At 54.4% G+C, this 25,987-nt stretch carries 23 protein-coding genes and 1 tRNA gene; 12 read left to right on the top strand and 12 right to left on the bottom strand.

The window, feature by feature from the left end:
• Positions 1-14 precede the first annotated feature (14 nt).
• The 5 genes from smpB to MWC30_RS02700 form a co-directional block, all read right to left on the bottom strand.
• A complete protein-coding gene (smpB, locus tag MWC30_RS02720; protein WP_244082616.1) occupies positions 15-500 on the bottom strand; it encodes an SsrA-binding protein SmpB in 486 nt (161 codons plus the stop codon).
• A gap of 16 nt (positions 501-516) precedes the next feature.
• Complete coding sequence (gene ptsP / locus MWC30_RS02715; RefSeq protein ID WP_244082615.1) at positions 517-2,370, bottom strand: phosphoenolpyruvate--protein phosphotransferase; 1,854 nt, start codon at positions 2,368-2,370, stop codon at positions 517-519.
• 168 nt (positions 2,371-2,538) lie between these two features.
• On the bottom strand, positions 2,539-2,811 hold the full coding sequence (locus MWC30_RS02710; protein WP_244082785.1) for an HPr family phosphocarrier protein: 273 nt from the start codon (positions 2,809-2,811) through the stop codon (positions 2,539-2,541).
• A 117-nt stretch (positions 2,812-2,928) separates the two neighbouring features.
• Complete coding sequence (locus MWC30_RS02705; RefSeq protein ID WP_244082614.1) at positions 2,929-3,801, bottom strand: triacylglycerol lipase; 873 nt, start codon at positions 3,799-3,801, stop codon at positions 2,929-2,931.
• Between the two features lie 4 nt (positions 3,802-3,805).
• The gene (locus tag MWC30_RS02700; protein WP_244082613.1) at positions 3,806-4,498 is read right to left on the bottom strand and encodes an HAD family hydrolase; all 693 of its coding nucleotides are present in this window, start codon (positions 4,496-4,498) and stop codon (positions 3,806-3,808) included.
• 232 nt (positions 4,499-4,730) lie between these two features.
• Between MWC30_RS02700 and MWC30_RS02695 the strand changes: the two genes are divergently transcribed.
• Both MWC30_RS02695 and MWC30_RS02690 read left to right on the top strand, forming a co-directional pair.
• Positions 4,731-5,825 (top strand): hypothetical protein, encoded by a 1,095-nt coding sequence (locus MWC30_RS02695; protein ID WP_244082612.1) that lies wholly within the window; start codon positions 4,731-4,733, stop codon positions 5,823-5,825.
• Positions 5,826-5,856: 31 nt separating this feature from the next.
• A complete protein-coding gene (locus tag MWC30_RS02690; protein WP_244082611.1) occupies positions 5,857-6,153 on the top strand; it encodes a Smr/MutS family protein in 297 nt (98 codons plus the stop codon).
• 80 nt (positions 6,154-6,233) lie between these two features.
• Here MWC30_RS02690 and MWC30_RS02685 read toward each other — a convergent pair whose 3' ends face one another.
• The gene (locus tag MWC30_RS02685) at positions 6,234-6,854 is read right to left on the bottom strand and encodes a hypothetical protein (protein ID WP_244082610.1); all 621 of its coding nucleotides are present in this window, start codon (positions 6,852-6,854) and stop codon (positions 6,234-6,236) included.
• A gap of 232 nt (positions 6,855-7,086) precedes the next feature.
• On the opposite strand from MWC30_RS02685, the gene MWC30_RS02680 reads away from it, so the two are divergent.
• Complete coding sequence (locus MWC30_RS02680) at positions 7,087-8,025, top strand: carbohydrate kinase family protein (RefSeq protein ID WP_244082609.1); 939 nt, start codon at positions 7,087-7,089, stop codon at positions 8,023-8,025.
• Positions 8,026-8,052: 27 nt separating this feature from the next.
• On the opposite strand, the gene uvrB is transcribed toward MWC30_RS02680, so the two are convergent.
• The 4 genes from uvrB to MWC30_RS02660 all read right to left on the bottom strand — a co-directional run bounded on the left by uvrB (position 8,053) and on the right by MWC30_RS02660 (position 12,855).
• The gene (gene uvrB / locus MWC30_RS02675; protein ID WP_244082608.1) at positions 8,053-10,065 is read right to left on the bottom strand and encodes an excinuclease ABC subunit UvrB; all 2,013 of its coding nucleotides are present in this window, start codon (positions 10,063-10,065) and stop codon (positions 8,053-8,055) included.
• Between the two features lie 292 nt (positions 10,066-10,357).
• A tRNA-His gene (locus MWC30_RS02670) sits at positions 10,358-10,434 on the bottom strand.
• Positions 10,435-11,053: 619 nt separating this feature from the next.
• Positions 11,054-11,878, bottom strand: a complete 825-nt coding sequence (locus tag MWC30_RS02665; protein WP_244082607.1) for a CoA-transferase subunit beta — start codon at positions 11,876-11,878, stop codon at positions 11,054-11,056.
• A complete protein-coding gene (locus MWC30_RS02660) occupies positions 11,878-12,855 on the bottom strand; it encodes a CoA transferase subunit A (RefSeq protein ID WP_368860789.1) in 978 nt (325 codons plus the stop codon). Before MWC30_RS02660 ends, MWC30_RS02665 begins: the two co-directional genes overlap by 1 nt.
• A 693-nt stretch (positions 12,856-13,548) precedes the next feature.
• On the opposite strand from MWC30_RS02660, the gene MWC30_RS02655 reads away from it, so the two are divergent.
• Positions 13,549-14,607, top strand: a complete 1,059-nt coding sequence (locus tag MWC30_RS02655; RefSeq protein WP_244082605.1) for a CoA transferase subunit A — start codon at positions 13,549-13,551, stop codon at positions 14,605-14,607.
• Between the two features lie 55 nt (positions 14,608-14,662).
• On the top strand, positions 14,663-15,448 hold the full coding sequence (locus MWC30_RS02650) for a CoA-transferase subunit beta (protein WP_244082604.1): 786 nt from the start codon (positions 14,663-14,665) through the stop codon (positions 15,446-15,448).
• 69 nt (positions 15,449-15,517) lie between these two features.
• Here the strand turns inward: MWC30_RS02650 and MWC30_RS02645 are convergent, their stop codons facing one another.
• Positions 15,518-16,891, bottom strand: coding sequence for a dipeptidase (locus MWC30_RS02645; RefSeq protein WP_244082603.1), 1,374 nt, complete (start codon positions 16,889-16,891; stop codon positions 15,518-15,520).
• 315 nt (positions 16,892-17,206) lie between these two features.
• On the opposite strand from MWC30_RS02645, the gene MWC30_RS02640 reads away from it, so the two are divergent.
• Genes MWC30_RS02640 through MWC30_RS02620 form a run of 5 tightly spaced genes read left to right on the top strand, consistent with a single transcriptional unit; the run spans position 17,207 to position 21,935 of the window.
• Complete coding sequence (locus MWC30_RS02640; protein ID WP_244082602.1) at positions 17,207-18,205, top strand: hypothetical protein; 999 nt, start codon at positions 17,207-17,209, stop codon at positions 18,203-18,205.
• A gap of 37 nt (positions 18,206-18,242) precedes the next feature.
• On the top strand, positions 18,243-19,202 hold the full coding sequence (locus MWC30_RS02635; RefSeq protein WP_368860788.1) for an ABC transporter substrate-binding protein: 960 nt from the start codon (positions 18,243-18,245) through the stop codon (positions 19,200-19,202).
• Positions 19,203-19,233: 31 nt separating this feature from the next.
• Positions 19,234-19,998 (top strand): ABC transporter permease, encoded by a 765-nt coding sequence (locus MWC30_RS02630; RefSeq protein ID WP_368860786.1) that lies wholly within the window; start codon positions 19,234-19,236, stop codon positions 19,996-19,998.
• Positions 19,999-20,039: 41 nt separating this feature from the next.
• Positions 20,040-20,792 (top strand): ABC transporter ATP-binding protein, encoded by a 753-nt coding sequence (locus MWC30_RS02625; RefSeq protein ID WP_244082599.1) that lies wholly within the window; start codon positions 20,040-20,042, stop codon positions 20,790-20,792.
• Between the two features lie 12 nt (positions 20,793-20,804).
• Positions 20,805-21,935 (top strand): GNAT family N-acetyltransferase, encoded by a 1,131-nt coding sequence (locus MWC30_RS02620; protein WP_244082598.1) that lies wholly within the window; start codon positions 20,805-20,807, stop codon positions 21,933-21,935.
• 125 nt (positions 21,936-22,060) lie between these two features.
• On the opposite strand, the gene MWC30_RS02615 is transcribed toward MWC30_RS02620, so the two are convergent.
• Positions 22,061-22,264, bottom strand: coding sequence for a cold-shock protein (locus MWC30_RS02615; RefSeq protein ID WP_244082597.1), 204 nt, complete (start codon positions 22,262-22,264; stop codon positions 22,061-22,063).
• 620 nt (positions 22,265-22,884) lie between these two features.
• Between MWC30_RS02615 and MWC30_RS02610 the strand changes: the two genes are divergently transcribed.
• Complete coding sequence (locus MWC30_RS02610) at positions 22,885-23,952, top strand: peptidylprolyl isomerase (RefSeq protein ID WP_244082596.1); 1,068 nt, start codon at positions 22,885-22,887, stop codon at positions 23,950-23,952.
• A gap of 183 nt (positions 23,953-24,135) precedes the next feature.
• The gene (locus MWC30_RS02605) at positions 24,136-25,701 is read left to right on the top strand and encodes a DUF4301 family protein (protein WP_244082595.1); all 1,566 of its coding nucleotides are present in this window, start codon (positions 24,136-24,138) and stop codon (positions 25,699-25,701) included.
• Positions 25,702-25,987 lie beyond the last annotated feature (286 nt).

Below are 25,987 nucleotides of genomic sequence, written 5' to 3'. Positions count from 1 at the left end.
AATGGCCTTCTCCTTCAGGATTCCCGGCGCTGCTTGCGAAGGCGGTCCATCTCGCGTGTCTCTTCCTTCCGCTTCATGCTTTCCCGCTTGTCGTAGAGCTTCTTGCCTCGCGCCAGGCCCAGCTCGACCTTGGCTCGGCCCTGGCTGAAGTAGATTTTCAGGGGTATGAGTGAAAATCCCCGTTCCTGAGTCTTTCCCACAAGTCGCTTGATTTCGGTATTGTGGAGGAGCAGTTTGCGCACCCTTTCCGGGTCGTGGTTGTCATAGGATGCATGGGAATAGGGACTGATGTGGAGGCCGTGGAGAAAGACTTCCCCCCGGGTTATTTTGGCATAGCTGTCCTTCAGGTTGGCGCGTCCCTCTCGCAGGGATTTGACTTCCGTTCCCAGGAGAACGATTCCGGCTTCCAATTTTTCCATGATTTCATAATCATGGTAAGCCTTTTTGTTCTGGCAGACGAGACGGTTTGCAGTGTTGACAGTGGGGGTCTTCTTGGTCATAGGGGTCCGTACCGGCTCAGGATGTTTCCTCAGATTTTCGCACTTTGTTTTTCATGCGCTTCTTCCGTTTGTAAGAATTGCTTTCATCGATGGTCAGAGTGCTGGGGTCAAAGACCTTGAACTCTTCGGGAAAGGTCTTGACCACCATTTCCTGCAATACGGCGCTGATCTCCTCGGCCGTGCTCATTTGCAGCACCTTGGCCACAAAGCGTCGGCATTCCCGCATTTTGGAGCGGCAGATGAGGTTCTTGACTCGGGGAATGGACTGGGGATTCATGCTCAAACTGTCGAGCTGCAGTCCCAGCAGGATGGGAACGTAGAGGGATTCACCCGCCATCTCCCCGCAGATGGAGACCCGGATTTTCGCCTTATGGGCTGCGTCCACCGTTTGCCGGATAAACCGCAGGACTGCGGGATGCAACGGTTCATAAAGGTAGGCGATGTGCTCGTTCACGCGGTCGATGGCCAGGCTGTACTGGATCAAGTCATTGGTCCCGATGCTGAAGAAGTCCACTTCCTTCGCCAGCAGGTCGGCTACGGCCACGGCGGAAGGAACCTCGATCATGACACCGAGGGGCATTTGCTCATCGAAAGGAATTCTCTGAGCGGTCAGCTCCTCCTGAACTTCCCGCAATACCTGCTTGGCTTCACGGAGCTCACCGACACCGGAAACCAGGGGGAACATGAGGCGGATGTTTCGAGCGAAGGCGGTGGCGCGCAGTATGGCCCGCAGCTGAGTCTTAAAAAGCTCGCGGTAGTGCAGGCACAGCCGGATGGAGCGGAGGCCCAGGGCGGGATTGTTTTCGTGCAGTTTGGGATACCATGTGGCCAGTTTTTCCGAGCCCAGATCCAGTGTTCTCATGGTCACGCATTGTGGCGCCATCAGCTCCGAGAGCTCCCGGTATTCGGAAAACAGTGTTTCTTCATCAGGAACATCGACTCGGTTCATGAAGAAGAATTCTGTGCGGTACAGTCCAATCCCTTCAGCGCCATTGTCCTTTACACCGACAACCTCTTCGATCAATTCGATATTCGCTTCCACCCCCACCCGGTATTCGTCCACAGTCTGGGCCGGGAGATGGGCCTTTCGACTGATTCCCTTGATGTACTCTTCCAGTTCTTCCTGGCGTTCATAGTAGAAGCCGATCTGCTTCTCGGAGGGATTGACGATGACCTTGCCCGAGGTGCCATCGACAATCAGCAGGTCTCCCGTCTGCAGACAGTTGGTGATGGATTCCGTTCCCACCACAGCGGGAATGCCCAATGAGCGGGCAAGGATGGAAGTGTGAGACGTTCTTCCCCCCATGTCCGTGACGAGGCCCAGGGTGCGCTCCAGTTGCAATTGTGCCGTGTCGGCGGGGGAGAGATCGTGGGCCACGACGACGACGCGCTCTCTGATGCTGTTGAAGTTCTCCTCTTCCTGGCCGGCCAGGTTCCTGAGGACACGCTCCGCCACGGCATCCACATCAGCCACCCGGCTTCGGATGTATTCGTCATCCAGGGATCTGAAAAGTTCGTGGGCTTTTACAAGGGCGCGCATGAGGGCCCACAAAGCATTGTATTTTTCTTCCCGGATCAGGCGCAAGGTCTCATCGTACAGGGAGCGGTCACGCAGAATCATCTGATGGACTTCGAGAACATGGGCGTGTTCTTTAAGGTCGGGATGAATATTTTGCTTGATGGCTTCAAGATCCGCGTCGGTCTTGTCCACGGCAGCATTGAAACGCCTGCAATCTTCGTCTACGGCCTCTTCTCCCAGCAGCTTATGATAGGGGATGGGAATGAGCCCGCGTTCGAATAAATGGGCTTTACCGATGGCAATGCCTGGAGAGACACCAATGCCTTGAACGATGGTGGACCTTTGATCCATTTAGTGTTGAACCCGTAACCGAAGGAAGATTAATAAAGAAAGCTCCAAAGAAAGGCCTTCATATTTTGAGAGTCGAGGGTGTCTTAGGGAGTCACATCCTTAATAAAAACACATGCTCGGGATGGAGTTTTGTACAAAAAGAACGGTCCGGCTGGTAACATCCTGCAGTCAGGATTCGCCAAACTTCGTCTGGAAAAGGCCGGCTATGGCATAGAGGGCATCGGAAGCGTCGGGACCGCATGCGGAAATGCGCACCGTGCTCCCCTGGGGGCAGACCAACGTCATGATGTCCAGGATGCTTTTACCGCTCACGGTATGTCCACTTTTGGAAATCTGAATCTCGGATTTAAATTGACTGGCTACCTTAACAATCTGTGCAGCCACCCGGGCATGGATACCCAACTTGTTCGCAACGACAAATTCCTGGTCCAACACAGTCATCTCACATGAGCTCGGGTGCGTCACTTCGGTTTCTCCCCAACTTAAGATCCCGCCGTCTCTTAGCATAGGACCCTTCTGAAGTCAATTGGGAGGATACATCCTTGAAGTGTTGGTATCTCATGTCTCAACGGTCTCCTGTACGATCTTTTCGAGGTGGTCCAGTATGAGCTTCGCTGTAGGTCGATGATAAAGAATGGCCACATGACTGATGGGGGCGATACGCCGATGCACCCATCCCTCGCATGAGGTCTCGAGAGCGTGGTTGGGCAGCACCATGTTGTCGACAGGTGAATAGAGGGCGAGGCGCGGAATGTTCCGGCGAGGGGCCGCTGTTCGTTCCATCTCCTCCATAAAAGCCCCTCCATACACAAGACTTTCTGCCAGGCGGCCCAGTCCCAGCACGGCCAGCTTGCTTCCCTTGTGGGGCGATCCCAGAGTGACGACCGCCTGGATATCCTTGCCGCATGCCTCTGAATCGCCGCATGCGCGGCTCAGAACCCCACCCAGGCTGTGGCCGATCAGGACGACTTTCTGCTGGGGGAAGAGAGCCTTCACTTCCTGGGCCCGGCGCACCAATCCCTCCAGGCAGTCTCCAAAAGAGGATTTCCAGCTGTTGTATTCGAAGGTGTAGATGTTTCTGAAGCCCGCGCGCTTGAGCCAGTAACGGCAAAGCACCCAGGCTCCGGCGTTGTGGTAAAGCCCGTGGATCAGAATGACGGGCGGAAACCGGCAGGTGACATGCGGCTCGGGATGGCGTTGCCTCATCCAGAATCCAAGGGGATAAGAGAGAACGACAAGGAGCAGGCTGAAAAAGCTCGTGAGAATACCCCTTAGAATCCAGGTTTTCGTTTTTCCCTGTGAAAGCTGGTCCAGTTCTTTTCGGTAAGACGAGTTGGCCGCTTCATACCAAAAGAGGATGTAAGTCACGCAGGTGAGTTGAAGCACCAGGATGGCTGTTCCCAGAAGGATTATGAGCAGGAGCTTCGACATGAATCTACTGTCCTTTCTCCAGAAAAAAATCCAAAACTCCGTCGAGGGCTTCCACAGCCCAATGGGGACCGGGCTTCCGGCCCTGGAGTATCTCCGCCAGCAGGGGACGCTCTCGTTCGGGACGATGGAGTACCCAAAGGGTTTGCATCCCCACCTTGAAGGCGGGCTCCATGTCCAGTTCGTAGGTATCTCCCACCATCCAGCAGGAAGGCGGTTCTTCGCCCGCCATCATCAAGGCTTCCTGGAAGATGCGGGGAGACGGCTTCTTCATTCCCTTTCGATAGCTCAAGATATGATAATGAAAAAGTCCGTTCAGTTCGGGGCATTTTTCGCAGATTCCCTTGTAGAAGGGATGCCAGGTGTTGGAAAGAGCTCCCAGGCGATAACCTGCGGCACGCAGTCGTTTCAATACATTGACGGCTTCCGGAATTTCCCGGACGCTCTCCTGCTGCTCGTGCCAGACGGACTCGAGAACGGCGGACAATTGGGCAACGTGGTGATGCGGGAGCAGTGCCTGAAGGGGGGGAAGGAGGTGGACCGGATCCTCGGCTCCATGCGTCATGATGAGCTTTCCAACCTGCTTGGTTTCCTTCTCCGTCAAACGGAGCCGCGCTCCCAGGATGCGTCTCGCAGACTGGTCGCTGCCTGTTACGAGAGTGTGTCCCAGGTCAAAAAAGATCACGCGGTTCTGGGGCATTAAGCTTTCCTTTGCAGTTCGAAAAATGCGCGGTGCGTTCAGCAGGGCAAAACCACAAAAGTTTCTTTAAATCGGACGATCGTTTGAAAAAATGTACAATATTTCTCTCTTCTTGACCATGCATCACTTCAAGAGTTATGGGAAAACGACAACGGCGTGAAGCGGGAGCGTCCCTGCGGACGCTTGTGCCGACAAACGATGCTTTCTCCTTTTGAGAATGATGGGACTACCGATGCGTTATACACTGGCCTATTACATAACCCCCCATGGCTTCGGGCATGCAGTGCGCTCCCTGGAAGTGATCCGCCAACTCATGGCTTCCCATGAGAATCTGGATATCCTGGTGGTGTCCGACCTTCCCCAATTTTTGCTGGATGAGAATGTTGGCAGGCCGCTTTCCCAGCGGAGAAAACGTGTGGATGTCGGCCTGGTTCAAAAGGACAGCCTCCAGTTTGATCTGGAAGCCACTCGTACTTCCCTCGCAGATCTTTATGGGCGTCGCCACAGTGTCGTGGAGGAAGAAATCCGCTTTTTCCGCGAAAAGGGGGTTCATGCAATTGTCTGTGACATTCCCTTTTTGCCCTTTGAGGCTGCAGCGTTGTATGGGATCCCTGCCCTCGGGATGAGCAATTTTACGTGGGACTGGATCTACCAGGCTTACGCCCGGTGGGATGCGCGGTGGGATGCCCTGGTGGAATGGATTCGTGAGAGCTACGAAAAATGCGGTCATTTTCTGCAATTGCCCATGCATGGAGACTGCTCCGCCTGCCCCCGGCGGCAGGATGTGCCCCTGGTGGCCCGCAAAGTCCGACGCTCCCGCCAGGAGACCCGGCGCACCCTGGGGTGTGAGGCCGACCAGAAGGCGTACCTCATTGCCTTTGCCGATTTGAGACTCAATGACGCGGCGCAGAGGCGCCTCGAAGCCATGTCCGATACCCTGTTTTTTTACAAGAAGCCTCTCAGCTTCGAGTTTTCCAATGGTCGGTGCCTTGACGCGTTTTCACTTCCTTATACGGATGTCGTTGCGGCCATGGATGGGGTCATCACCAAACCCGGCTACGGTATCGTTTCCGACTGTCTTGTCGCCGGAGCACCCATGATCTACACGGATCGGGGCTTTTTCCCCGAATATGAAATCCTGGTTCAGGAAATGAACCGACACCTTTCCACCGTCTATTTGCCTTCGGCAGATCTCTATTCAGGGGCGTGGGAAACCGCCCTGAAAAATCTGGAAGCCCTGCCTGTCCGCCATGTCAGGGTCGATGATGCTGGAGCGGCGGTGTGCGCCGAGGTCATCTGGAAGGCTCTGGGAGGGGCGCATGCATGACGAGGGGCCAGAAGGACCCCGGGAACCCATCGTGATCCCCATAGAGAGCACCCTGGACTTGCATACATTTCGACCGGCGGAGGTCAGGGACCTGTTGGACGACTACCTGGAAGGCGCCTGCAACAAGGGCTTTGAGGAGGTGCTCATCATCCACGGAAAGGGGAGCGGGGTGCTCCGTCAGAGGGTACAATCCATTTTAGGGAAGCATCCTTTGGTCCTGGGATTCCGCCAGGCTGAGGCTTGGCGCGGAGGGTGGGGTGCCACGGTGGTTTTCCTGCGCCATTGCCATTCCGGCGACGGCGAGCCTGACACTTCTCCTTCCACATGATTAAGGGCCGAGTCCTGGTGGGAGCCTCGGCCCTTAATCGCCGTCGAATATTCCATGGCGTCAGAGGCGCAAAGCGCATCCTACCTCTGAAGGGAAGAAATCTCGTACCGCTTGATTTTCGTTTCAGGCTTGATGCTGGCCATGACGGAATAAAGGCTTCCCTGGAGTCCCAAGGCCTTTTTGGTTTTTGAATCTATGTCCAGCTCCTTGATTTCACAGGGTCTCGTCTGAAGAACGCTGCCTTCGGAGTCATAGAGAATCAGGTTGATGGCATGCCCCTGGAGGCTTGTTCGGCTGCTGACGATGTACCGGATGACGAGAGTGAGATTGTTCCCATCTTTTTTTACCAGCTCGGCAAAGTCACCTTCTATCGTGTAGACCGGACCATGGATGCGCTCCTTGGAACGAGCGTTCTCCCTGGCGTCCCCCCCGGCCATTTTCAGAAGTCGAAGGCTCTCCTCGGGAGGAAGCTTTTCTCCTTTGCTTTCGGTTGGGTTTTTGGCGTTGATGATTTCCTGGAGGGCCTTGTCCTGGTTGATCTGGGATTCTGTTTTGGGGGTTTCCAAAAGCGCCTCGGGGTCGAACTCCTTGGAGGCAACGATTTCCTGCACCGAAGTCACCTGAGACTTTGGCACTCCGGCTTCCCCCCCCTGCGATTTCAAATCGAAGCTCGTCATTTTCTTCCCAGTAGTAGGGAACATCAACGAATGTGCCATCCTTCATGTTGATCCGCATGGACCCTGCCCACACTGCGGCGACTGTCAGCAGCAGTGAAAAAAGGACAACCATCGCCATGCCGTAAAGCTTCCCTCGGACACTTCTCAGCTTCATCTGTCAAATCCTTTTTTAACTTTACCCTCGTTGATGCTTTCGAGTATAGAAGATTTCAACTCAATAGTACAGAGATCCTCAATCATTCAGGGAGAAGAAAATATGCGGATTTACATCTCAGGTTCCTTAGCTTACGACCGAATTATGGATTTCCCCGGACATTTTGCAGACCATATTCTCCCCGACAAAATTCACGTTCTCAACGTGTGTTTCAATATCAGCGGACTGGTGGAAAAATTTGGAGGCACGGCCGGCAATATTGCCTATACCCTTTCGCTGCTGGAAGAAAAACCCTACATTGTTGCCACGGCAGGGGAAGATTTTGACCGCTATGAACAGTGGCTGCGGAAAAATCAGTTGCCGTTGGACTGGATCAAAAAAGTACCGGGTGTCTTCACTGCGGGGGCCTACATCACCACAGACCTGGATGACAATCAGATCACCGCTTTCAACCCGGGAGCCATGGGCTTTGAAGCCGATCTGCCTCCCTTGGCGGAAATAGAAAAAGAGGCCATCGTCTTCATCGGTCCGGGTAACAAAACGGACATGATGTCTTTTGCAGAACTTGCTCGAAGCACCGGCAAGCCGTTTTTCTTCGATCCGGGACAGAGCCTCAATATATGGCAGGGCAGTGAGCTGAGAGATGCCGTGAATGGAGCGCTCTGCTTCATCTCCAATGATTACGAGCTTTCGCTTTTTCTGCAGATGACGGGCTGGAACCTCAAAACTCTCTACAAACATGTTCAGATTGTCATCACCACCCGTGGCCCTGAAGGCTGCATCCTGGATCAGCAGGGGGAGAAAACCTTCATTCCCGCGATCCCCGTCCATGAAGTCCTGGATCCCACCGGTGCAGGAGACGCCTTCAGAGCGGGACTCATGAAAGGCCTCTGCCTCGAGCTCCCCTGGGAAATCTCCTGCCAGATGGGAGCCGTCTCCGCCGCCTATGCCGTCGAACAGTATGGCACCCAGGAGCATTTTCTCAGGTGGGCCAGCTTCTGCCGGAGATACGAAGTGCAATTCGGAGCCTTGATCAGTTGAACAGGGCAGGGCAGTGCGGCAACGCAGCTACCCCTGAGTCAGCAATTGCACTTGGCGTAGTCGTTTGATTTCATCCCTGATGGCTGCAGCCTTTTCGAATTCCAACAGTGCTGCAGCCTCTTTCATGGATTTTTCCAGTCCCTCGATCCGCTTGTCTATGGAATCTTCCGAGCCTGCTGCCTTCAGAAGTTCTTGAGACTCTTCCAGAATCCACTCGTCGGAAGGAACCGGGTCGGGTGCCCGGAATTCGGCCATGATGTCCTGGATGTCTTTCCGGATGGTTTGAGGCTCGATGTGATGCTCCTGGTTATAGGCCAGCTGGATCTGGCGTCGGCGCTCCGTCTCTTCGATGGCGCGGCGCATGGACTCCGTGATGCGGTTCCCATACAGGATCACCATTCCATCTACGTTTCTTGCGGCCCGCCCCGCTGTCTGGATGAGGGAGTGTTCGGAACGGAGGAATCCTTCGTTGTCGGCATCCAGGACCGCCACGAGGGAAACCTCCGGAATGTCCAGCCCCTCTCTCAGTAAATTGATTCCCACCAGGACGTCGTATTCCCCCAATCGGAGATCACGCACGGTTTCGATGCGTTCGATGGTGTTGATGTCCGAATGCATGTAACGGACTCGCAGGTTCAGGTCCACCAGGTATTCGGTGAGATCCTCCGCCATCCGCTTAGTGAGGGTCGTCACGAGAACGCGGTGTCCGGATTCCACGTGCCTGCGGATTTCCCCGATGAGGTTGTCCACCTGGAAGTCGGCGGGGCGTACTTCGATTTTGGGGTCCATGAGGCCGGTGGGACGGATGATCTGCTCCACCACGTGTCCGACAGTGCGCGAAAGCTCATAGGGCCCCGGCGTGGCGGAAACATAAATCACCTGATGGATTTTCTTTTCGAATTCCTCGAAGGCCAGGGGACGATTGTCCAAAGCGGAAGGCAGCCTGAATCCGAACTTCACCAGAGTTTCCTTGCGCGCCCGGTCGCCGCGGTACATGCCGCGGACCTGCGGGACCGTGATGTGGCTTTCGTCGATGAAGAGCAGCCAATCATCAGGGAAATAGGAAAAAAGGGTAGGGGGTGGCTCACCGGGTTGCCTCCCGTCCAGGAACCTGGAATAGTTTTCAATTCCGGTGCAATATCCCAGTTCCAGGAGCATCTCCATGTCCATGCGGGTGCGCTCTTCAAGGCGCTGTGCCTCCAGGAGCTTCCCCTGCCGGTAGAACTCCTCGAGGGACTGGGAGAGCTCTCTCCGGATGGCCTCAATGGACTGTTCCAGGTTTTTCCGATCGGTGACATAATGGGTCCCCGGGTAGACCGTCACCCTGTCCAATATTTGAAGTCTTCTCCCCGTCAGAGGGTCTACTTCCTTGATGCAGTCGATCTCGTCACCGAAAAATTCTATCCTCAGGGCTCGCTCTTCTTCGTGGGCCGGAAAGATTTCCAGAACATCCCCCCGGACTCGAAACGTGCCCCGATGGAAATCCACATCATTGCGCTCGTACTGAATTTCAACGAGCTTTCGCAGGACGTGCTCCCGGGGAATTTCCATTCCCGTCTGGAGCTGCAGCAGCATTTCCCGGTAGGTCTCGGGAGATCCCAGGCCATAGATGCACGACACACTGGCGACGATGACGACATCCCGTCGTTCCAGGAGGGATCGTGTGGCGGAGTGGCGCATTTTGTCGATGGTTTCGTTGATGGAGGCATCCTTGGCAATGTAGGTATCCGTTTGAGGCAGATAGGCTTCGGGCTGGTAGTAGTCGTAATATGAAACAAAGTATTCCACCGCGTTGTCCGGAAAAAAAGCTTTGAACTCTCCGTAGAGCTGCGCGGCCAGAGTTTTGTTGGGGGCCATGACCAGTGTCGGCTTCTGCACCTGGGCGATGACATGCGCCATGGTGTAGGTCTTTCCGGAACCGGTCACCCCCAGCAGGGTCTGCTCCCGAGATCCACCCCGGATGCCAGCCACGAGCTTTTCAATGGCCTGGGGCTGATCTCCCGTAGCCTCCCAGTCGCTTTTCAAACAAAAGGATTTCATGGACCTGTTCGATAACCTCCAGACCGGTTGAAAAGGATCGAGCCAGTCAAAAGCGCATCAAGCACATGAGCAAAATAAATTAATATTCCTGGCTGTTATCCAACCCGTCATTCCGGCTTACAGCATGCCGGAGTGACGGGTTGTGAATCTTGGGAAATATCTGCTCAGGTGCTTTGATCCTGAAAATACATGATAAATGGGTGGAGTTGTGAGGAGAAGAGACCCCGGCCCCGGAAAAAGAAAAAGACCGCCGAAGCGGTCCTTAAAAAGTGCTCAAGTTGTCTCATACGGGTGGGGTGAGTGATCGGACTTGAACCGACAGCCTCTGGGGCCACAACCCAGTGCTCTAACCAATTGAGCTACACCCACCACATAAATTTCAGATCTCCGTGCTCACCAGCGAAAGACTGAGTAGCATTTTAATCAAAAAAGATCAAGGAAAAACTGCCTGTGTCCAGAGGATCTCGCGGGAAATGTCGCTCCCTTCAAGGGTTGGATGACTTCAGGACCATTATGTCAGAAAAGATTTAAAATCAGGAATCTCCTGATAGACATGGACCAACCGGCTGTGCTTAAATGCATTCCAGAGGGTTAGGCAGCGACAGCTAACCCATACCTTAACTTCTTCTACAGAGAGAGGATCCGGAGACTGCAGCACCCCTCCCAAGCGGCTCGGTCATCCGCCCTCTCTCTCCTTTTAACGTGCACCGTTTCCTATTACCAGCCTGCAGACCAAGCGCGTACGCACATTTTTGAACAGGTGCCGGCTCATTTCGTGAAATGGAGCTGACAGTCGTTGAGGCAGGGCGGAGAAGAATGCTTGTCAATCAGAGGCCGACTCAAGGGGCATTTGCGAAGTTGGAAGATGAGGGCAGGCCCGGAGCGGGACGCAACAAAAGGTCCTGACCGGTGCATGAGGGTGGACGGATCAAACCCTCTCCGTCCACCCCCCTGCAGAGTGTAGAGTGAAAACTTTCGTCGATTCGACCTAGGCTTTCTTCACCTTCGGCAGAAAGATTTCTTCAGGGTCCAGCACCTCGTGGATGATCCTGAGCTGGTCATACGTGGGAAGAGGAGTCTCCCCGCTGACCCGCGAAATGTCCAGGTCGAACTGGCACATTCCCTTGATTTCCTCGGGAGTCTTGCCGGGATGGTAGGTGTCGAGATACATGCGCCCCGTGTCTTCGTTGAACCTGAATACGCCGGCGGTGCTGATGACCGCCGAAGGGCCGCCGCGATAAGCGCCGCCATACAGCTCCTTTCGGCTGATGAACTCGCCCGAGGGCCATTTCTTGACGCGCCAGCCCGGGCTGGTGATATAGCTGACGTTTTTGGTGAAACGGCGGGGCTCGTGCACCATGATGAAGACGGTGCGCTTGGCAAAGGAGTTGATGTCCGGGTTGCCGCCGCTTCCCGTTAGGCGGAGATCCGGGTTGAGGTAGTCACCGATGACCGTCGTATTGACGTTGCCGTATTCGTCGACTTCAGCTCCCCCGAGGAATCCCAGGTCGACATAGCCTCTCTGGGCGATGGAAAACGCTTCCACCAGGCCGGAAGCTCTCGATGCGCCGTCTTCGCATCGGGGATCTCCAACGGAGGTGGGCAATACATCGGGACGGCCGTCGAAGGTTCCCGCCTCGAAAATCAGTTTCAGATTGGGGGCATGTGTCTTTTGAGCCAGCATGATGGCCACCATGGGCATACCCGTGCCTGCAAAGACCACTTCGTGGTCATTTACTTCACGGGCGGCGGCTACGGTCATCAAATCAGCTAAGGTAAAATCTCCGGCTTTGGCGAAATCTTTTTCAGACATTATTTGGCCCCCCTTTTGATCCTGGTGCTGAAGTTCAGTGCTCTGCTTGCCTGCAGAGTGAGCAATCGTGGAATTCCCAACTTGGTGAGGTACGCATCGTGATCCAGGCCATGGATCCATTCCTTGGCAAAGGCGTCAAAACCTTCCTGGGTCCGGGTGGTTGCATAGAAATTGCGCAGATAGTCCCCGTCTACATCATAGTAACCGAACATGCCGGTGGGGTGCGCCCCATAAGGACACTCGACGATGTAATCGACCTGGAAGCCGGGGATATTGTTCAGCTGCGCCTGATGGCGGAGCTTCTCTTCAGGAACGATTTCTTCCGCCACGACGATGGTGATGTCCGCCGCCCGGCACACTTCCGGATCGGTAAAATACTGCCCACCAATTCTCACGGTACCCTCTTCACCCACCTGCTGCACCGCGAGGACCGCTACATCGGCTTTTGCGGCAGGAACGAGTGTTTGACGGCCTTCACCAAAAAACATATCTTCAGTCCATTCGTACTTCTTTTTGGGAATTTTGGGATTCGAGCCATTCCGAAGGCCCGCCCGCCCCATCATATCGTATTCGGGATTGTGGATGTCCGTCCCAAGAGAGGTCTGGCAGGCAATGAAAGGCATGCCGGACGCTGCAGCCAGGAAGCGAAACCCCATTTCCGCATGACTGTAATCTTCGTAGATGATTTCTTTTTCTTTGACCTTACGCGCGAGATTGGCACCGTATTTCCCGTAAAGCTCGTGGCCGATCCAGCAGGACTCCCAGATTTTGACACAACCGGCTCCGATGAGGAATTCCGAGTGGGGCCCACTGTTGACTTCGATGAGGTGCAGGTCCTTGCGCTTCTGACGGATCAATTCATAAACCAGGGCCATGGGCCTCCGCCAGATAGTAAAACCGGAGAAGGTCAAAATGGTGCCGTCCTTAACAATTTCGGCTGCTTCCTTCAGTGTGATTCGTTTTGATCTGTCGCTCATCATTCAATCCCCTCGTTGAAGAACATTTGAGTTGAACATGCATTCCGTACCCATTTCCCGAATCTCACATGTCACTGTAACCACATCGCTTCCATCGCTGATTTTCCACGTCACCCCCTGGTGAAGCCAGGAGGCGCCAGCCCAGAGAAATACCGGTTGCTGGTCCCGGGCTTGGAGATCGAGTTGAAAACGTTTGATACTATTCCTGAATGAATTTGACAAGAGAAGACTTAGTTTTCATTTTCAAAAATGCCGTTGACATTGGAATCTGCGTCATGGTAGTAAAAATTTGCCGTTAATGATCTTGATTTTTCCAAGGGTTTGCAGCTTCAGGGTGGCTGTATTCATCGACAATACAGGAACAAGTTGCTCCCCGCTCCATTTCACTGCTCTTACAGTTGGCGAAAGTGCTCCCGATATGGCCTGACGGCGGCCACAGAGACATCAGCTTTTTCGTATACAACCTCACATCCCTTTTACTGTTTCAGAAGACAATTTCAAATTTCGCAATGTGTCAGTGATCCAGCCGGATTTCTATCTCTCTAGAGCTGTTGGAAAGGAGGGGATAGGTTTATCGACGAATTTCCGAGGCAATCCATGGTCGCAACTTCCCATTCTCGAGAGGGACAGGTGCAAATGCTCCATTTATGAAAACGCTTCTGTTTGAGAGGTTGTTTCAAAAGGAGGACAAAATTGCTAAACACAGTCAGCTCTAAGATCAAGGAAGTTTCCAAGCTCAAATATAAAGAGAAACCCTTCGAATATTGGGGACCCACCCCCGATGAATCCAGGAAGATCGTTGTCAACAAGTCCCATGGGCTTCGTGACAAGAGAACGACACTGAAAGAGGCCGTGGCCAAGTACGTCAAAAATGGAATGAACCTGGGGATCGGGGGCTTCGTGAACACCCGGGTTCCCGTGGCCGCCGTACACGAGATCATTCGCAAGGGAGTCACCGACCTCACCATTTCCATGCAGTCCAACTCCATCTGTACGGAGCTGCTGGCCGGTGCCATGATCGTCGACCCCGACCGGGTTTCCATAAAACGCGTTGAAATGGCCTGGTGGGGGTATGAAATCATCGGAATCGCACCCCTTTTCCGTTACCTCACCACCAATGGCATCATCGAGGTCGACGACTACACCAATTATGGGATGTCCGTACGATTCAAGGCCGCAGCCATGGGAATTCCCTTCATTCCCATCCGCGACCACGGTGGGTCGGACATGGAACTGGTGAACCGGGGGAAAATGATCGAGTGCCCCTTCACCAAGAAAAACATTTACGTCGTGCCCGCCTGCCATCCGGATCTGGGCATTGTGAATGCCACAGCCAGCGACATGTACGGGAATGCCCGGTTGTTCGGGGCCCTTTGTACCTGTCCTGAAATCGCCATGGCTTCGAATCATACCCTCTTGACGACAGAACAAATCATTCCCACCGATTCCATCAGGAAATACCCCAACCTGACGGAAATTCCCTATCCGGCCGTGGACGCAGTGGTGGAGCAGCCCTTTGCCAGTTACCCGGGGGCATGCTATGGGCACTACTGGTTCGACATGGAGCACATCAAGTATTTCCGCAGCCTGGGCGATGAATTCAGGAAGACGGGAAACAAGGAGCCCCTTGAGAAGTACTACCAGGAATACGTTTTTGGGTGTGAAACCTTCGACGACTACCTCGACAAGATAGGGTACAAAACACTGAAGCATCTGCGGAAGATGGATGAAGGCCAGCCCATCATCATCTGACGCGATCCATCCTGACGTTGTTCGATTCAATGACTCAGCTTAAGGGGGTAATAGAATGCCAGAATATAGTGATATGGAAATGATCGCCTACACTGGCTCACGCATTCTTGAAGACGAAAAGATCGTTTTCGTAGGTACAGGCTTGCCGATTTTGGCCGCAATGCACGCCCAGCTCACACACGCTCCCAATCTTTTCATGATTTATGAAGCCGGTTCACTGGCTCCCCTCCTGGACATGGGGATGCCCCTGTCGGTGGGGGACACGCGCGCGGCGCGCAAGGCCCTTTTCCTGAAGGGTTTGTGCGCCGCTTTTGAAATGACCCAACGGGGATATTCGGATTACGCCTTCATCGGTGGTGCCCAGATCGATATGCACGGAAACATCTGCTCCACCATGGAGGGCCCGGATTACAACAAGCCTTCCATCCGCTTTCCGGGCAGCGGCGGTGCGGGGGCAATGGCCGCCAACTGTGAAAGGACCATTGCCATCATGGCTCTGGAGAAAAGACGCTTCGTCAATCAGGTGGATTTCCTCACGAGCATCGGCTATGGCGATGGCTCTCCCGACTACAGGGAAAAGGCAGGCGTCATGGGATCCGGCCCCTATCGGGTCATCACGAACCAGGCGCTGTTCGGTTTTGACGAAAAGACCCGCCGCATGATGCTTTTGGAAGTGAAGCCCGGTCTCACAGCCAAGGACATCCAGGATAAGGTGAGCTTCGAATTGATCATCCCGCCTGTCTTGAAGGAGATGGCCGAGCCCACGGAAGAAGATCTGAGGCTTCTGCGGGATGTCATCGATAAGGATGGATACTTCCTGAAGAAAAAAGTCCAGAAATAAACAGAGCGCGTCGGTTGCTGAACAATGGCCCCTGCGTTTCACGTGGAGGACCATTGTTCAGTCGGTTTTTCAGGACGGAGACAGCTCATAGAGCAGGGCGGCCACCGAACGGATGCCGCGGTGGAAATCATCCAGGAGAAAGCGTTCATTGGGGGAATGAGCCCCGTCGTCGGGGCTGCCCCATCCCAGCAGGAGAATGCTTTCTATTCCCAATACTTCCTTCAGGAGGTTGACGATGGGAATGGACCCCCCTTCGCGGATGAAAACCGGGGCCCGGCCGAAGCCTTTTTCGATGGCTTTGGCGGCGGCCTGGACGTGGACTTCATCTCGTGAGACGAGAACCGGGTCCGCACCATGCAATTCCTTGATCTTCAAGGTGACGCCTGCAGGCGTGATGGATTCCACATACTCCCTGAAAAGTCCGTTGATCTTACGGAAATTTTGATTCGGGACCAGCCGCATGCTCACTTTTGCTCCCGCCTTGGCAGGGATAATGGTTTTAGCGCCTTCCCCTGAGAACCCTCCCCAGATTCCATTGACATCCAGAGTCGGTCGCGCTGTTTTGCGTTCAAGGGGCGTGTACCCCGTTTCACCTGCCAGGTCCTGGACTCCCAGATAGCTTTTGAGGCCTTCCTCGTCAAAGCGCAAACCGGCCATCTCGTCTCTTTCCCACGCTTCCAGTGGAACGATGTCATCGTAAAACCCTGGTATCGCAATTCTTCCGTCTGGATGCAGGAGCTTCCCGAGGATGGTTGCCAAGGCCTGGACGGGATTGGTCACGACACCCCCGAAAACACCGGAATGCAGGTCAAACTGCGGGCCGTTGACTTCCATCTGCAGGTACGAGAGCCCCCTCAGGCTGTAGGTGATGGCGGGAATGCCCTGCATGAATTGCGAACCGTCGGAAATGGCCACGGCATCCGCCTTCAAATCCGTCTGGTGCGAGGACAGGAAGGGCGCCAGGTGGGGACTCGATATTTCCTCCTCCCCTTCCACCAGAATTTTCACGTTGATGGGGAGTTTCGATTCTACGGCCAGAATGGCCTCAATGGCCTTGAGATAAGTGAAGAATTGTCCCTTGTCGTCCGTTGCGCCCCGACCATAAACATACCCGTCCTGAATGATGGGCTGAAAGGGAGGAGTGCGCCATTCCTCGAGTGGCTCCGGCGGCTGTACATCATAGTGGCCGTATATGAGAAGAGTGGGCCGGTCGGGCATGTCGCAGCGCTCTCCAAAGACGATGGGATGCCCTTCAGTGGGATAGAGCTTTGCCTGGAATCCAAGCCGTTTCAATTGATTCAAAACCCATTCCGCTGCCCGCCGGACATCTGAGCCGTTTTGGGAATAGGTGCTCACGCTGGGTATGCGCAGAAAACTCAACAATTCATCCACGTACCGTTGGCGGCTTCCATCCATTTTGTTGAGAATTCCCTGGGGGATCATGAACACTCTCCTCTGCTTTCACACCTGAGACAGTTTGCACGGGAAATTTGCATCACCTGCCTGTAAACAATCATAATGATCAACATACAGCGTTTTAAATATCGCGCAACAGAAATCCGGAGGCTTCGGGCTTTCGAGTCTTCACGAGAAAAGGGTTGGGAAGAAGGTACTTGCTTTTGCGCGCGATTGATGCTCCTATGCCATGGTCATGGAGGACCGGAGGGCGAAGGCCCATCGGTTCGTACAGCCCCGATGCGTTGGGAATTCGGTGACTGATCCTGAAATTATCTTCGCCATGGGAGGATTTTTGGCATTGTGAGCTGGCAAGTTGCAAAACCCATTGCAAATATCCTGGCAAAGGCTGCCGACGGCGGTGGAATCGAGAGGGACGAAGCATTGAAGCTCATGCGCGTCGACCGATTGTCCAGGGAATTTTATGCTCTTCTGGAAACCGCGAATCGTTTGTCCAGAGAACGGTTTGGAGACAAAGGCGAAGTCCATTTTCACATCGGGGTCAATGTGGACGCCTGTCCCATGGATTGCAGCTTTTGCTCCTTGACCCGACAGGCCGGCATATTCAAGGAGAAGCGGGAATTCAGCGAGGAGCAGATTCTGGAGTGGGCCAAAATGGCCGAAGGGCAGTCTGCCGATGCCCTCAACCTCATGACGACGGGAACTTACTCCTTCCAAAGACTGCTGGAGCTCGGCCGGATGCTGCGCAGATCCATCAGGACCCCACTCGTGGCGAATGCCCGTGACATCAGCCACCAGGAAGGAGAGCAGCTCCTCGAGGCTGGGTTTGTCGGATTTTATCATGCCGTGCGGTTGGGCGAGGGGCGGGACACCCCTTTCAAACCGGAGCAGAGGATTGAAACCATAAAGGTCCTGAAAGATGTGGGATTGCTGTGGATGAATTGCGTCGAGCCCATTGGGCCCGAGCATGATGTGGAGGAGATTGTCGATCTGATGTTCCTGGCCCGAAGGTACGGAGCGACCTACAGCGGCGCCATGCGCAGGATCAATTTCCCCGGTTCTCCCATGGAAAAATACGGCATGGTGAACGATCTGGAACTGGCCAAGGTCGTGGCCGTGAGCCGCCTTGTCATGGGTGACATCCCCAGGGCCCATTGCACGCACGAGCCCCAGACGACGGCACTCCTTGCAGGCGCGAATCTTCTATTCCCTGAGGTTGGATCGAGTCCGCGGGATGAAAGAGCGGACAGCAGCCATGGGATCGGCAGGGGAGCCGACGAATGCAGCGTCATGTTGAGGCAGATGGGATGGGATCCGGATCGCCCGTCCAACTGTTTTTGAATGGGGAGGAATGAATGTGCGGTCATTGCTGCGTGTCATGAACATATTCCTTCCGGTCTTCCTTTTGGTAGTGGCCCTGAATGCTCCGTTCCTTCAAGCACAGGAGATCAAGGTCGGCACATGGAAAACCCCACAAACCATTCAACCCTTCTTTTATGAGCGCTTCTATCCCTCCGGCACCAAGATCTCCGTTTTTGCATTCACGAACCCCGCCGACCAGAAATCTGCACTTCTGGCGGGTGATCTCGATATGTGCGAGACCACTGTCGCCCATGCCATCCAATCGGCGGTGCAAGGAGAACCGGTGGTCCTGGTGGCGTCACTCTGCAATAAATGTTCTGCCCTCGTGGTTCGCCGGGATGGTGGGGTCGAGTCTGTGGCAGATCTGAGAGGAAAAAAGATCGGCTACGTGCCCGGGACAATGCATGAAATTTTGCTGCGGGAGGTGCTGGCCCGCCATGGGCTCTCGCCCCGGGAGGACGTCGTTCTCGTGAGAGTGGATTTCTTCGACATGGGGACGGCCCTGGCCGCAGGTAATATTGATGCGTTCCTTTCGGGGGAACCGTTTCCTTCGATCGCCGTTGAAAAGGGGTACGGGAGGATTCTCGCCTATCCCTATTTCGACGAAAGTATCGGGACCATCAACGGCGGAGTGCTGGTCCGGAGGCAAACCATCCAAAAGGAGCCCGAAAAGGTTTTTCAGCTGGTGCTGTCCCATGCGCGAGCGACTCGATATCTGAGGGAGCAGCCGGGGGAATGGCTCAAAAAAGCGTCGGACTTTGGTGTGTCGGTCGGTGTTTTGGAAAGGGCCCTCCCCAATATGGAGCTCGCCTGGGAGATGGACGAAGCCTTCGTCGCGAAAGCGCGCGCTCTGGGGGAGAGGATGCTGGCCCTCGGACTCATCGAGCGTTTGCCCGATTACGATCGACTTCTTGATCTCTCCTTTGTGCGGAGGGTGCAGGGGGAACTGCGCCTCCAGGAATCCGGAAGCCGTTGATCGGCGGGGAGCCGGATCGTGAGGTGACCGTGTGTTGAGCTGGATACTGCCCGCCGCGTGCCTGTGCGCCTGGTTCCTGGTGTGCCACAGCGGAATGGTGCCCGGCTATCTCCTCCCCTCTCCGGTGGAAGTCGGAAACGCTTGTTACCTCTATATTTTCGGCATTCCAGGAGACGCTCCCTACTCGGGGCGTTTCTGGGACGATGCTGCAGCCAGTCTCGTGAGAGTCGGCTTGGGGTTTGCCGTGGCGGTGGTTGCAGGGCTTCCTCTGGGAATTGCCTCCGGCCGTTTGCCTGTCGTGCAGAGGTTTTTGGGTCTCTCCATCAACGCCCTGCGTGCCGTACCGGGGATCAGCTGGATGCCTCTGGCGGTGGTGTGGTTCGGCATAGGACTGAAAACGACTGTTTTCCTGGTGGGCCTTGCGGCCTTCTTCCCCATTTTTCTCAATGCCGCTGCTGGAGTGCAGCAGGTGGACCCTTTGCTGCTTCAGGCCGGAGCGATGATGGGGTGTGGCAGATTTCGCAGCCTCTTCACGATTCTTCTCCCTTCAGCCATGCCCCACCTCTTGACGGGGCTGCGGTTGGGGCTGGGTATTTCATGGGCCTATCTCGTACTCGGGGAGCTTTCGGGGGTGCCCAACGGTCTCGGGGCGCTCATCATGGATGCACGCATGACGGGCCGGATCGAAATCATCCTGGTGGGCATCATCCTCATTGCCATCATGGGACGATTGAGCGATACCGTGTTGAAAAGTTTTATGAAATTCTGTTTTAAAAGTGCAAGGAGGATGCTCTGACCGCCCCATCGAGCACTTCTCAGGTGGTGCAAGGTGTGGAATTGGGGGGCAAGCCGCTTCTGGAGGCCGTGGACATTTGCAGGTCTTACCAACTGAATGGCTCTGTCCATCAGGTCCTGGAAGGGATCCGTTTCACGGTAAGACAAGGGGAATTGACCTGCGTAACGGGCCGCAGTGGATGCGGAAAGACGACTCTTTTGAAGATACTGGCGGGCCTTACCAGCCCTTCTTCCGGAAGGGTCCTCTTGGAGGGCTCACCCGTCAGTGGACCTGGACCGGATCGCTGCGTGGTCTTTCAGGAGTATGCCCTCTTTCCGTGGCTGACGGTGGAAGAAAATATCGCCTTTGGTTTGAAAATTCGACGGGTGGAGAAAGCCTCTGCCAAAGAAGCAGTGGAACGGTACCTCGCTCTGATGGGGCTGAGCCGGTTCAAGGACTACCTTCCCCGGGAGATCTCGGGGGGTATGAAGCAGCGTGTAGCCCTGGCACGAGTGCTCATCCTGAATCCCAAGATTTTGCTGATGGACGAACCCTTTGGCGCTTTGGATGCGCAAACCCGTGAGGACATGCAGAGCTTGCTCCTGGAGCTTTGGGAGGAGCTGCACCATACGATTCTCTTTGTTACCCACGATGCCAATGAGGCGCTCCTGCTGGCGGACAGGATTCTCATCATGGGAATCAACCCGGGACGGATTGTCAAGGAAATAAGGGTCGATCTCCCACGGCCCAGGGCCAAGGAAGAAAGGGAATTCCTCCTCATGGGTCAGAAGCTGCGTGCTGCCCTTCGCTCTTGAGAAAGGGTAATTATGGCAATTCATTTCGAAGCTTTTTCGCGGGTGGAGGATGTCGACAGGAACGTTTGGAATCGACTGGCAGCCGGCGCAAGTCCCCTCATGGATTGGGAGTATCTTGCCGCCTTGGAACAGTCCGGTGCGGTTTCGGCCGCCAGTGGATATCGCCCGTTTCACCTGGTAGCCTATTCGGAGGGCGAGCCGCTCGTCATCGCTCCCCTGTACAGGCGGGACCGGGCATGGGTGGAATTCGGCGATGGGGGATTGTTGGAATTTTTGTCGGAAATGACAGGCATAGCCTATCGGGAGGGACTTTTGGGGGCACTTCCCCTCACTCCCGTCCCGGGTTATCAGTTCCTGTACTGCAACGAGGTGGAGCTTTACGAAGCGTATCGCATGATGTTGCAGTACATCGATTTTGTCTGCCAATCCCGAGGGCTTGCCACCAGTCGGCTTTATTTTCTCTCCGAAACCTCGCCCACCCTGCGATCCCTTCTCCTCGACATGGGTTACATGGCCATCGGGAGCAAATATTATCTCTGGTTCAATCGAGGCTTCAGAAGCTTCGACGATTACCTGGCGACTTTCAAATCCAGCCGCAGAACCAAGATCAAACGTGAATTACGAACGATCCGGCAGCAGGGGATCACGGTTGGAATGGTCTCAGGGGAGGAGGCGCCCGCGGGCTTTTTTGAGGAAATGCATCAATTGTATGTGAGGACCTGGATCAAGCACATGGGACCCGAGATCCGTCCTTTTCTCAATGCATCTTTTTTTCAGCTTCTGGAGAAGAATTTCCGGCATCGGTGCAGCTTCTCAGTGGCCACCCGCCAGGGAGAGAAGCTCGCCATGGCGCTTTTCTACGAAAAGGGAGGGCATTTGTACGGACGCTACTGGGGCTGCTTCCAGGAAATTCCCTTCCTCCATTTCGCAACGTGCTATTACCATCCCATAGCGTACGCTATCGAGAAGGGACTGGCCGTCATGGATCCCGGGTTTGGGGGGGAGCACAAGCTCATCCGGGGCTATGAGGTCGTTCCCATCTACCATTACATCAAATTTCACGGGAAGAAGGAGCACGATATCGCCGAGGCTATCATGAAAAAGCTGAGAGCACACTACGCCCTGCCGTTTGAACGCGTTTAGGAGGCGCACTGCGTGGAGCTGGAAGGGATTCTTCACGACTCTGCCGGGGGAATCGGCAAACAAAAGGCCGGAAGGTGTCCTCCCGGCCTGAAAGTATTCAGTGTGGCGCTAATAATGCAAAGAATCTATTCGACCCTTTTCACATTGACTGCCTGAGGCCCCTTGGAGCCTTGCTCCACTTCAAAACGAACAGGCTCACCCTCTGTCAGGGTCCGGAATCCGGAGCCGTCGATAGCGCTGTAGTGAACAAACACATCGCCCTGACCGTCCGTTTCGATAAAACCATAGCCTTTCTTCTCGTTGAACCACTTCACTCGGCCTTCCGTCATGTTCTTTCTCCTTCTGTCTACTCATTGACCTGCTGCTTGTCGGGACAACCATTTAAGAGGGACTTTGAAACCGTTTGAACAAAACGCAAGACCGATTTCATGTACAAACTCCAAAAAGAAAGGCCCAACGAGCTAAAATTCTTTAACCAGTTCTTTTAGCTATTTTCCCTTCTCAATGCAACCTAAAAGTAAGGTTATCGGATCGTTCTCTCCGCTTTTAGAAAGCCATCGGTGCCTTGAGCAGGGCAATGAACGGAGCCCTTGCATCATAGCTTGTGCTTCCAGCCCGACTGACATCGCTTGCATGGATGAGGGAGGGCAAGTCTGTCAACATCTATTTTGACTTGAGGGTTCGGTCTCACCCGGGACAGGTTTTTGCAAACGATGAGCATACCCTGTACCAGGCTCAGGAACCTGGAAGAGTTTATTTGACTCTTCCAAGTCTAAATGTTTATACTCCCACGTTATGCGGTTTTAGAGGTTTTACCGGCGGTTGTTGTCCCAATTGGGCCATGTCGCTCTGATTGACCGGAAAGGGACACAGGGAAAACCCATGGAGGCTTCCAGCGACTCTTATGGGTTATTTTTTTGAAGATTTATGATGAAGGAGCTTTATACGTATGAGGCAGAGAACCGCGACATGGATTTTTTTAGCAACGCTCTCTTTCGTCTGGGCGGTTTCAACACCGCTTGTCCTGGCAAAAGAGAAGAGCTCCCAGAAGGAATCGGTTTCCAAGGAAAAGTCGGCAGGAGATAAAGAGAGTAAGAAGGAAGCTACTGCAGAGGCAAAGGAAGGCAAGAAAGAGGTTGTTGCCTCCGTCAACGGGACTCCCATCTATATGGCCGACCTCGACACGGAAATGAACCGCTATGAGAAGCAGATGAGCATGACGGGACAGGCTCCCGATGCGGCAAAGCTTGCCGAAATGAGAAAAAAAGTTTTGGACAGTCTCATCAGCCGTGAACTGCTCAAACAGCAGAGTCAAAAGCTCGGAATCAAAGTATCCGATGAGGAAGTGGCGGCGCAGGTTGACGCCCTGAAAAAGAGATTTCCCAGTGAGGCTGAATTTACCAGCACACTGAAGAAGATGAATCTTACGGAAGACAAGCTGAAGCAACAGTTTTCTCAGGACATGGCCATCAAGAAAATGATTGATGAGCAGGTTGCCAACAAGGTGACGATAACACCTGAAGAAACCAAGGCGTTCTATGACGGCAACCCCGATTTGTTCAAAGCTCCCGAAATGGTTCGAGCCAGTCACATCCTCATCAAGGTAGACCCCAAGGCCAGCCCCGAAGACAAGGCCAAGGCCAAAGAAAAAATCGTGGCCATCCAGGAACGGATCAAGAAAGGTGAAGATTTTGCCGCTGTCGCCAAGGAAGTTTCGGAATGCCCCAGCAGTGCCAATGGCGGTGACCTGGATTTTTTCCAGCGGGGACAGATGGTAGGACCCTTTGAAGATGCCGCATTCAAATTGAAGCCGGGCGAATACAGCGATGTGGTGGAAACACAGTTCGGCTTTCATCTCATCAAGGTGACGGACAAAAAAGAAGCCGGAGTCACGCCCTACGATGACATCAAGGCAAAAATTGAACAGCATTTGAAGCAGGACAAGGTGAACAAGGAACTGACCGCGTATGTGGATCAGCTCAAGTCCCAGGCGAAAGTTGAAATATTTTTGAAATAGCCCGATCCCATGTCCCATGGGGGATCGATCTCCACCGCGCGCAAGGTCGCGTCAAATTCTACGAATTTCGTAAAACACGGAGGGAAGGGGTATCTACCCTTCCTTCCCGTTTTTCCCACCTACCGCCTCGTTGCATCATGAGTAGTGCATGTACAGGATAGAGGAATCCAACGGAGCCATTTTATGGAAGGTTTTTCTTTTATTGAAGCGGATTACCTGCAGATGGAGTCTTTGGGGATTACTGAAGAGCAGGTCCGACATCAAATTGAAACTTTTCAGAGATCTTCGTACTTCGTGAATCTGGAAAAACCCTGCATTCCTGGAGACGGCATTCAGATTATCCCTCTCTCGGAAAGGGAGAAGTATCTCGAGATCCATTACCGCGCTGCGCGAGAAGGACGTTTTCTCAAGTTTGTTCCTGCATCGGGCGCTGCCACACGCATGTTCCAGTCTCTCCTGCAAATTTATCATTTGCCACATTTTCTGGAATACGATGAGCTCCTCCGCCGGGCTGACCAGGGGGTTGCCGTGGCTTATGATTTTGTCCGGTTCATGGAAGGGTTGCCGCATTTCCCTTTTTTGGACGATCTGGAGGATGCCCTTGCGCGTGATGGGTTCGACCTGGACCGACTGGTTGAGGAGCACCGTTTTCATACGATCCTGGATTATCTCCTCACCGAGTATGGGCTGAACTACGGGGGCCTGCCCAAGGGGTTGCTGAAGTTTCACCGGTACGAACATGGCTCGCGTACGGCCTTCGAAGAGCACCTGGTGGAAGCGGCGAACTACCTGGGCAACGGCACTGGAATATGCCGCCTTCATTTCACGGTATCTCCCGAGCACGAGGGGCGGTTTGTGGATGTGCTCAAGATCGTCCGGGGGTGTTATGAAGACCGCTTCGAGATGCAGTACGAGGTGGACTTTTCTTTTCAAAAGCCATCCACGGACACTCTCGCCGTCGATGTGCAAAACCGGCCGTTCCGAGACCGGCATGGACGCCTGGTCTTCAGGCCCGCGGGCCATGGGGCGCTTCTCGAGAATCTCAATGACCTCCAGGCAGACCTCGTGTACATCAAGAATATCGACAACGTGGCTCCGGATCCCCTGAAAGAAGACACATTTCTGTGGAAGCGGATCCTTGGAGGCCGCCTCGTCGAGCTTCAGGAAAGGGTTCATTCCCTCCTCCGCCGGCTCAAGAATGAAGTTTCAGAGAGTGTCGTTTCGGCTGCCGACGCCTTTGCGACGGAAGAGCTCTCCATGCGATTTCCCGCTTCGTACGATGAGATGCCTCTGGAAGAACGGCATGTGTTTCTCGTGGAGCGTCTCAATCGTCCCATACGTGTCTGCGGTGTTGTCCGCAATGTGGGAGAGCCAGGCGGCGCACCCTTCTGGGTGAGGCACCGCAATGGCACCACATCATTGCAGATTGTGGAAAAAGCCCAGGTCGACCTGAAACGACCGGATCAGAAAGCCATCTGGGTGTCTTCCACCCATTTCAATCCCGTGGATCTGGTGTGTGGCGTGCGGGACTATGAAGGCCGTCCCTTCGACCTGAGGCGCTATGTGGACCCCGAAGCCGTTTTCATTTCCAGTAAATCCAAAGATGGCAGAGAGTTGAAGGCCCTGGAGCTGCCGGGACTCTGGAACGGCTCCATGGCCGATTGGATCAGCGTCATCGTTGAGGTGCCGCGATCGACCTTCAGCCCTGTGAAAACCATTTTCGATCTGCTTCGGGAGGAGCACCGCTGAGGTCTGCCCCTCCGCATTTATGAGTCCCCCGACCGGTTGAAACATTCCATTTTTCTCCCTGCGAGGAAGAGGGGGAGGGACTGACCGGCTGGGGCCGGCATTCTTCTCCCAAGAATTTCCCTTCCCCTTTCCCACCATTTGGAGCTCGTGCAGGTCTGCAGCCTCCCGCCCGCTTTTTCCCGGCCGAGCCCCCTTCTCATGCCTCACGGGACTTCCATGTGCATCTTCTCGGGGTTGCGCCACCACCCCTTGGGGCCCGTGTTACATATGTCGATTCCGGTACATC

It is taken from the genome of Desulforhabdus sp. TSK (genome assembly GCF_022836495.1).
In the GTDB taxonomy this organism is placed as follows: Bacteria; Desulfobacterota; Syntrophobacteria; order Syntrophobacterales; family Syntrophobacteraceae; genus Desulforhabdus.
The sequence above is the reverse complement of the archived record's forward strand: the minus strand, read 5'-3'. Positions and strand labels throughout refer to the sequence as shown.

Bases quoted from the DNA above. Each gene is read 5' to 3' on its own strand.
- MWC30_RS02615 (WP_244082597.1), bottom strand. From the start codon at position 22,264: ATGACGGAAGGCCGAGTGAAGTGGTTCAACGAGAAGAAAGGCTATGGT.
- MWC30_RS02635 (WP_368860788.1), top strand. From the start codon at position 18,243: ATGAACATATTCCTTCCGGTCTTCCTTTTGGTAGTGGCCCTGAATGCT.
- MWC30_RS02695 (WP_244082612.1), top strand. From the start codon at position 4,731: ATGCGTTATACACTGGCCTATTACATAACCCCCCATGGCTTCGGGCAT.
- MWC30_RS02710 (WP_244082785.1), bottom strand. From the start codon at position 2,811: ATGACTGTGTTGGACCAGGAATTTGTCGTTGCGAACAAGTTGGGTATC.
- ptsP (WP_244082615.1), bottom strand. From the start codon at position 2,370: ATGGATCAAAGGTCCACCATCGTTCAAGGCATTGGTGTCTCTCCAGGC.
- MWC30_RS02680 (WP_244082609.1), top strand. From the start codon at position 7,087: ATGCGGATTTACATCTCAGGTTCCTTAGCTTACGACCGAATTATGGAT.
- MWC30_RS02685 (WP_244082610.1), bottom strand. From the start codon at position 6,854: ATGTTCCCTACTACTGGGAAGAAAATGACGAGCTTCGATTTGAAATCG.
- MWC30_RS02605 (WP_244082595.1), top strand. From the start codon at position 24,136: ATGGAAGGTTTTTCTTTTATTGAAGCGGATTACCTGCAGATGGAGTCT.
- MWC30_RS02650 (WP_244082604.1), top strand. From the start codon at position 14,663: ATGCCAGAATATAGTGATATGGAAATGATCGCCTACACTGGCTCACGC.
- uvrB (WP_244082608.1), bottom strand. From the start codon at position 10,065: ATGAAATCCTTTTGTTTGAAAAGCGACTGGGAGGCTACGGGAGATCAG.
- MWC30_RS02705 (WP_244082614.1), bottom strand. From the start codon at position 3,801: ATGTCGAAGCTCCTGCTCATAATCCTTCTGGGAACAGCCATCCTGGTG.
- MWC30_RS02660 (WP_368860789.1), bottom strand. From the start codon at position 12,855: ATGAGCGACAGATCAAAACGAATCACACTGAAGGAAGCAGCCGAAATT.
- MWC30_RS02610 (WP_244082596.1), top strand. From the start codon at position 22,885: ATGAGGCAGAGAACCGCGACATGGATTTTTTTAGCAACGCTCTCTTTC.
- MWC30_RS02645 (WP_244082603.1), bottom strand. From the start codon at position 16,891: ATGATCCCCCAGGGAATTCTCAACAAAATGGATGGAAGCCGCCAACGG.
- MWC30_RS02700 (WP_244082613.1), bottom strand. From the start codon at position 4,498: ATGCCCCAGAACCGCGTGATCTTTTTTGACCTGGGACACACTCTCGTA.
- MWC30_RS02620 (WP_244082598.1), top strand. From the start codon at position 20,805: ATGGCAATTCATTTCGAAGCTTTTTCGCGGGTGGAGGATGTCGACAGG.
- smpB (WP_244082616.1), bottom strand. From the start codon at position 500: ATGACCAAGAAGACCCCCACTGTCAACACTGCAAACCGTCTCGTCTGC.
- MWC30_RS02665 (WP_244082607.1), bottom strand. From the start codon at position 11,878: ATGTCTGAAAAAGATTTCGCCAAAGCCGGAGATTTTACCTTAGCTGAT.